Consider the following 5,728-nt stretch of genomic DNA (forward strand, 5'->3'; position numbering starts at 1 on the left):
GTGGAAATTGGCGCTGGCGCCGGTGGGGGTGACCAGATTGACCGCCCCGCCCAGCTGGGCCCCGCCGAAGCGCAGGGTGTTGGCGCCCTTGTAGACCTCGATGTAGCGGGCGCTCAGGGCGTCGATGGCCTGGAAGTCCGAGAAGCCGTCGGCGTCGGCGAAGGGCACGCCGTCCTGGGCGAGCAGCACGCCGCGCTGGTGGAAGCCCTGGGCGACGCCCGAGCCGCGGATGGAGAGGCGGGATTCCTCGCCGTACCGCTTCTGCGCCAGCACGCCGGGAACGTTGCGCAGGGTGTCGTAGAAGCCCTGGGCGAAGCGGTCCTCGTACGTCTCGGCGGCGACCACGGAGACGGCGCCGGGGGTGCGGGACAGCCGGGCCCGGGCCTCGGCCACCACGGGCGGGTCGTCGGGATCGCGCCGGGCCGTGACGATCACCGAGTCCACGGTCGTGGGCTGGTCGTCGGAGGCGAGGGCGGGGCAGGCGATGGCGCCCGCCAGCGGCAGGGCCATGAGCAGCGCGCGCGGCGCCGCGAAGGGGTGGGAGATCATGAAGTCTGAATCCTGAACGGAAGGCGTCAGGGCGCGCGCTGAGGCGATCAGACGCGCGCCGGCGGTGAGGCTTTCGTCAGGTCAGGGGCGGGGCGGTGGAATGGGGTCGCGGCGGCGCGCGGGCCGGGGGCGGCGCGGCCCGGGCGGCGGCGGTCCAGGCGACGGCGGCGGCGGGGCGGATGACCGGCAGCGGTTGCGGCGGGGACGGCGGGGGCAGGGCGGTCGCGTGGGCTGCGATGCAGAAGGCGCAGCGCGCATCCGCGAGGCCCGAGGTCTGGTCGCCGTCGCCGCCGACGCGGATGGTCTTGGGGCCCTGGGCCGAACACAGGACGATGGGCCGCCCGTCCCGGGACCCGGCCAGGGCCGCGGACGGCAGCAGGGCGCCGAGCACCACGGCGAAGACCGCGGCCAGGAAGGCCAGCGATCGCCACAGCGACCAGGTGTCCGCGCGCGTCGTCATGGGGAGGGGGATAGCCCAGCCGTGTCGCCGCCGCCAGCGTCAGGGCGCCGCACGGATGATCAGGCCGCGGCCAGCTCGCGCTTTCTGGCCTTTCTGGCCTCGATGCGAGCCCAGATGCGGTCGTGCACGGTGAAGAAGACCGTCTGCACGACGGGCTCGATGAAGCCGATGGCCAGGGCCAGCCGCCAGTTGAAGCCGGTCAGCACCCAGGCCACCGTGACGGCCACGGCGAAGTGCATGAGGCTGTAGGTGAAGGTCTTCATGGCGATGTGCCGGAAGGATGTCGGCAGGGCGTGGCTGTGGCCATGGTGCTCGCCGCCGTGGCCGTGGGCGCGGCTCTGCTCGCGGGCGTCCATGAGGTCCAGACGGGCGGTGACGGCCTCGGCGGTCTCCTCGACGCCCGAGCGCATCTTGCGCCGCTCGATGCGGTGCCAGATGCGATCGTGGAAGGAATAGGCGATGGTCTGGAAGAAGGGCTCGATCAGACCCACGGCCAGGGCGAGGCGCCAGTCGCGGGTGATGGCGTAGGCCACCAGGATCGCCACGATCAGGTGCATGACGCCGTAACTGGCGACCTTGAGCGCGAGCGCTTTGACGGATCGGACGATGGCGCGGACCATTGTTGCAACAAATGGCCTCGAGGCGCTGGAGTTGCAACGACAATTCCTTTTATCGCCGTCATAGGCGCGCCGGGCTTCCGTTTCGCGGCGCAGCAAGCTATACGCGCCCCGCAAAACGGAGACTCCCCATGGAGATACGCGAAGGCCTGACCTTCGATGATGTTTTGCTCGAACCCGGCCCGTCCGCGTTCATGCCGGCCGAGGTCGATGTGTCGACCCGGCTGACCCGAGACATCAAGCTGAACATACCCCTGCTGTCGTCCGCCATGGACACGGTGACCGAGATGCGGCTGGCCATCGCCATGGCCCAGGCCGGCGGTCTGGGCGTGCTGCACCGGAACATGACCATAGAGGAGCAGGCCGACCAGGTCCGCGCCGTGAAGCGCTATGAAAGCGGCATGGTGGTGAACCCGGTGACGGTGACGCCGGACACCACCCTGGGCGAGGTGCGCGAGATCGTGGCCCGCAAGAAGATCAGCGGCTTCCCCGTCGTGGATCCGAAGACCGGCAGGCTGGTGGGCATGCTGACCAACCGCGACATGCGGTTCGAGAACGACCCCAACGTCAAGGCGGCGAGCCTGATGACCACGGGCGAGCTGGTCACCGTGCGCGAAGGCGCCGGGCGCCAGGAGGCGCAGGATCTGCTGCGCACCCGCAAGATCGAGCGGGTCATCGTGGTGGACGAGGACTACCGGGCCGTCGGCCTGATCACCATGAAGGACATCGAGAAGGCCCAGGCCTTCCCCCATGCGGCCAAGGACGACCAGGGCCGCCTGCTGGTGGGCGCGGCCTCGACCGTGGGCGACGCGGGCTATGAGCGGGCCATGGCGCTGGCCGAGGCGGGCGCCGACGTGGTGGTGATCGACACCGCCCATGGCCACTCGGCCTCGGTGGCCGCGGTGGTGGAGCGCATCAAGCGCGAATCGAACCGCATCCAGATCATCGCCGGCAATGTGGCCACCTATGACGCCACCCGGGCCCTGATCGACGCGGGCGCCGACGCGGTGAAGGTGGGCATCGGCCCGGGCAGCATCTGCACCACCCGCATCGTGGCGGGCGTGGGCGTGCCCCAGCTGACCGCCGTGATGGAATCGGCGCGGGCGGCGCGGGACTCCGGCGCCCCGATCATCGCCGACGGCGGCATCAAATACTCGGGCGACCTGGCCAAGGCCATCGCGGCGGGCGCCAGCGTGGCCATGATGGGCTCCATGTTCGCCGGCACCGACGAGAGCCCCGGCGAGGTGTTCCTGTACCAGGGCCGGTCCTACAAATCCTATCGCGGCATGGGCTCGGTGGGCGCCATGGCCCGGGGCTCGGCGGACCGGTATTTCCAGAAGGAAGTGTCGTCCGAGAAGCTGGTGCCCGAAGGCATCGAGGGCCAGACCCCGTACAAGGGGCCGATCTCGCCGGTGCTGCACCAGATGGTGGGCGGGCTGCGTGCGGCCATGGGCTATGTGGGCGGGGCGTCCATCCCCGAGTTCCAGAAGCGGGCGAAATTCGTGCGCATCACCAATGCGGGCCTGCGCGAAAGCCATGTGCACGACGTGATGATCACCCGCGAGGCGCCGAACTACCGGCAGGGCTAGGGCCGGGGAGGGCCGCCATGACCATTGAACTGACCTATCTGGCGGCTGTCCTGATCCTGGCGCTGGTGCAGATCCTGCTGCCGGCGGCGGGCCGCACGGCCAGATACGGGCTGAAATGGAACGCCGGGCCGCGCGACGCCGACGTGCCGCCGCCGGGCCGGATCACCGGACGGCTGGAGCGGGCGCAGGCCAATCTGTACGAGACCCTGCCGCTGTTCATCGGGGCGGTGCTGGTCGCGTATCTGGCGGGGCGCACCGGGGCCATGACGGCCTGGGGCGCGGCGCTCTATTTCTGGGCCCGGCTGATCTATATCCCGCTGTACGCCTTCGGCGTGCCCGTGGTGCGCTCGCTGATCTGGCTGGCCTCCCTGGCCGGCCTGCTCCTGATTCTCGCCGCCCTGTTCATCTGAAAGACCTGAGTGACCCCAGCCGCCCGACTTTCCGCCGCCGCCGCGATCCTGGACTCCATCGCCCAGGGGCGCCAACCGGCCGAGGCCGTGCTGAAGGAGTGGGGCCGCGCGAACCGCTACGCCGGGTCCAAGGACCGGCGCGCCATCGCCGACCGGGTGTACCGGGTCATCCGCGCGCGGGCGCGGCTGGTGTGGGCCATGGGCGGGCGCGAGGACGGACGGGCGCTGGTGATCGGGTCGCTGGCCCTGATCGACGGCCTGCCGCTGGACGAGATCGAGGCCCTGCACGCGGGTGACGGCTATGGCCCCAAGCCCCTGTCGAAACAGGAGCGGGCGCGCATCACGGCGCCGGAGGGCCAGCCCCCGGGCTGGATCGCCTCGGGCCTGCCCGAGTTCGTGGTGGACGACTTCAAGGCGACCTTCGGCGACCGCTGGGCCGAAGAGGCGGAGGCGCTGATGAGCCCGCGCGCGCCCATCGACCTGCGGGTCAACGGGGCGAAGACGACGGTGGAGGCGGCGGAGGCCGAGCTGCGCGAGGCGGGACTGTCGCCGGAACGGACGCCGTGGTCGGCGTGGGGGCTGCGGCTGGCCGCCGAGCCGCCGCCGAACGTGCAGGCGCTGGAGAGCTTCAAGGCCGGGCGCGTCGAGATCCAGGACGAGGGCAGCCAGATGGTCTGCTGGCTGGCGGGCGGCGGGCTGGATCTGTCGGGCGCGGTGGTCGTGGACTATTGCGCGGGCGGGGGCGGCAAGACCCTGGGGCTGGCGCAGCAGGGCGTCGGGACCCTGGTCGCCGCCGACGTCAGCCTGAAGCGTCTGGACGCCGTGCGGCCGCGGCTGGAGCGGGCGGGGGTCCGCGCTGATCTGCGGCTGCTGGGCGCGGACGGGGAGGGGGTCGAGGATCTGGTCGGCGGCGCCGATCTGGTGCTGGTGGATGCGCCGTGCTCGGGCTCGGGCACCTGGCGGCGGCGGCCCGAGGATGCGTGGCGCCTGAAAGCCGACGAGGTGGAACGCCTGCACAGGCTGCAGCTGGCGATCCTGGGCCGGGCCGCGGCGCTGGTGAAGCCGGGCGGGCGGCTGGTCTATGTGACCTGCTCGATGCTGACCGGCGAGAATGAGAAGACGGCGGACGCCTTCGAGGCGGCGCATGGGGATTTCCGGCCCGTCGCAGTGGGCGAGGCCCTGTCGAACCCGGCGTTCACGGATGATGCGCGGACGCGCCTGGCCGGGCTGGCGCAGGGCCATCGTCTGCGGCTCAGCCCGGCGACCAGCGGCACGGACGGCTTCTTCGCCGCCCTGTACGAGCGCGCCGGATGAACGGACGGGTTGAGCGCTGGGGCGGGCTGTCGGTGCTGCCGGTGATGGCGGCGCCGGCGGAGTACGGCGCCCATCTGCAGGCGCGCATCCAGCCCCTGATGACCGGCGTCGGCCCGGTGGAGGCGGCGGTGGTCCTGACCACGGCGCTGGGCCGGATGGCGGCGGACGGGGCCCTGCCGGACCTGATCGTGTCGCTGGGCTCGTGCGGCTCGCGAACGCTGGCGCATGCGGCGGTCTACCAGGCGTCGTCGGTCAGCTATCGCGACATGGACGCCAGCCCGCTGGGGTTCGCCAGGGGCGTGACGCCGCTTCTGGACCTGCCCGCGGTCCTGCCCCTGCCGTGTCCGGTTCCCGGCGTTCCGTGCGCCAGCCTCTCGACCGGCGGGGCCGTCATCTCCGGCGCGGCCTATGACGCCATCGACGCGGACATGGTGGACATGGAGACCTGGGCCCTGCTGCGCGCGGCGCAGACCTTCGGGGCGCCCCTGATCGCCCTGCGCGGGGTGTCGGACGGGCGGGCCGAGCTGAGGGCGCTGGAGGACTGGACCTCCACCCTGCATCACGTGGACGAGGCCCTGGCCGCAGCGCTGGACGCCCTGATCGCGCGGCTGGAGGCCGACGGCCTCGCCGCCCTTGAAATACCGGCTGGCTCCAGCCTAGACCCCGCCCATTCCCTCGCCCCGGATTCGACCGCATGACCACCCAGCACCAGAAAGTCCTCATCGTCGATTTCGGCAGCCAGGTGACGCAGCTGATCGCCCGGCGGCTGCGCGAGGCGGGGGTCTATTG

8 protein-coding genes are annotated in these 5,728 nt (G+C 71.6%); 5 read left to right on the forward strand and 3 right to left on the reverse strand.

From position 1 onward, the window contains the following. The 3 genes from V7672_RS15145 to V7672_RS15155 form a co-directional block, all read right to left on the reverse strand. The coding region (locus V7672_RS15145) for a Plug domain-containing protein (protein WP_335625399.1) at positions 1–549 on the reverse strand (549 nt) is incomplete at its 3' end. A 76-nt stretch (positions 550–625) separates the two neighbouring features. Next, entirely contained in the window at positions 626–1,009 is a 384-nt protein-coding gene (locus V7672_RS15150; protein WP_335625400.1) for a DUF2946 family protein, read from the reverse strand. Between the two features lie 59 nt (positions 1,010–1,068). Continuing rightward, positions 1,069–1,629, reverse strand: a complete 561-nt coding sequence (locus V7672_RS15155) for a DUF2061 domain-containing protein (RefSeq protein WP_335625401.1) — start codon at positions 1,627–1,629, stop codon at positions 1,069–1,071. A gap of 128 nt (positions 1,630–1,757) precedes the next feature. On the opposite strand from V7672_RS15155, the gene guaB reads away from it, so the two are divergent. The 5 genes from guaB to V7672_RS15180 all read left to right on the forward strand — a co-directional run. After that, a complete protein-coding gene (gene guaB / locus V7672_RS15160; RefSeq protein WP_335625402.1) occupies positions 1,758–3,215 on the forward strand; it encodes an IMP dehydrogenase in 1,458 nt (485 codons plus the stop codon). A 17-nt stretch (positions 3,216–3,232) separates the two neighbouring features. Continuing rightward, a complete protein-coding gene (locus tag V7672_RS15165) occupies positions 3,233–3,625 on the forward strand; it encodes an MAPEG family protein (protein WP_335625403.1) in 393 nt (130 codons plus the stop codon). 9 nt (positions 3,626–3,634) lie between these two features. After that, on the forward strand, positions 3,635–4,939 hold the full coding sequence (locus V7672_RS15170) for an RsmB/NOP family class I SAM-dependent RNA methyltransferase (RefSeq protein ID WP_335625404.1): 1,305 nt from the start codon (positions 3,635–3,637) through the stop codon (positions 4,937–4,939). After that, a complete protein-coding gene (locus V7672_RS15175; protein WP_335625405.1) occupies positions 4,936–5,637 on the forward strand; it encodes a 5'-methylthioadenosine/S-adenosylhomocysteine nucleosidase in 702 nt (233 codons plus the stop codon). Before V7672_RS15170 ends, V7672_RS15175 begins: the two co-directional genes overlap by 4 nt. Next, on the forward strand, positions 5,634–5,728 hold a 95-nt coding region (locus tag V7672_RS15180; protein WP_335625406.1), incomplete at its 3' end, for a hypothetical protein. The genes V7672_RS15175 and V7672_RS15180, both read left to right, overlap by 4 nt.

Source organism: Brevundimonas sp., assembly GCF_036963785.1.
Lineage (GTDB): Bacteria > Pseudomonadota > Alphaproteobacteria > Caulobacterales > Caulobacteraceae > Brevundimonas.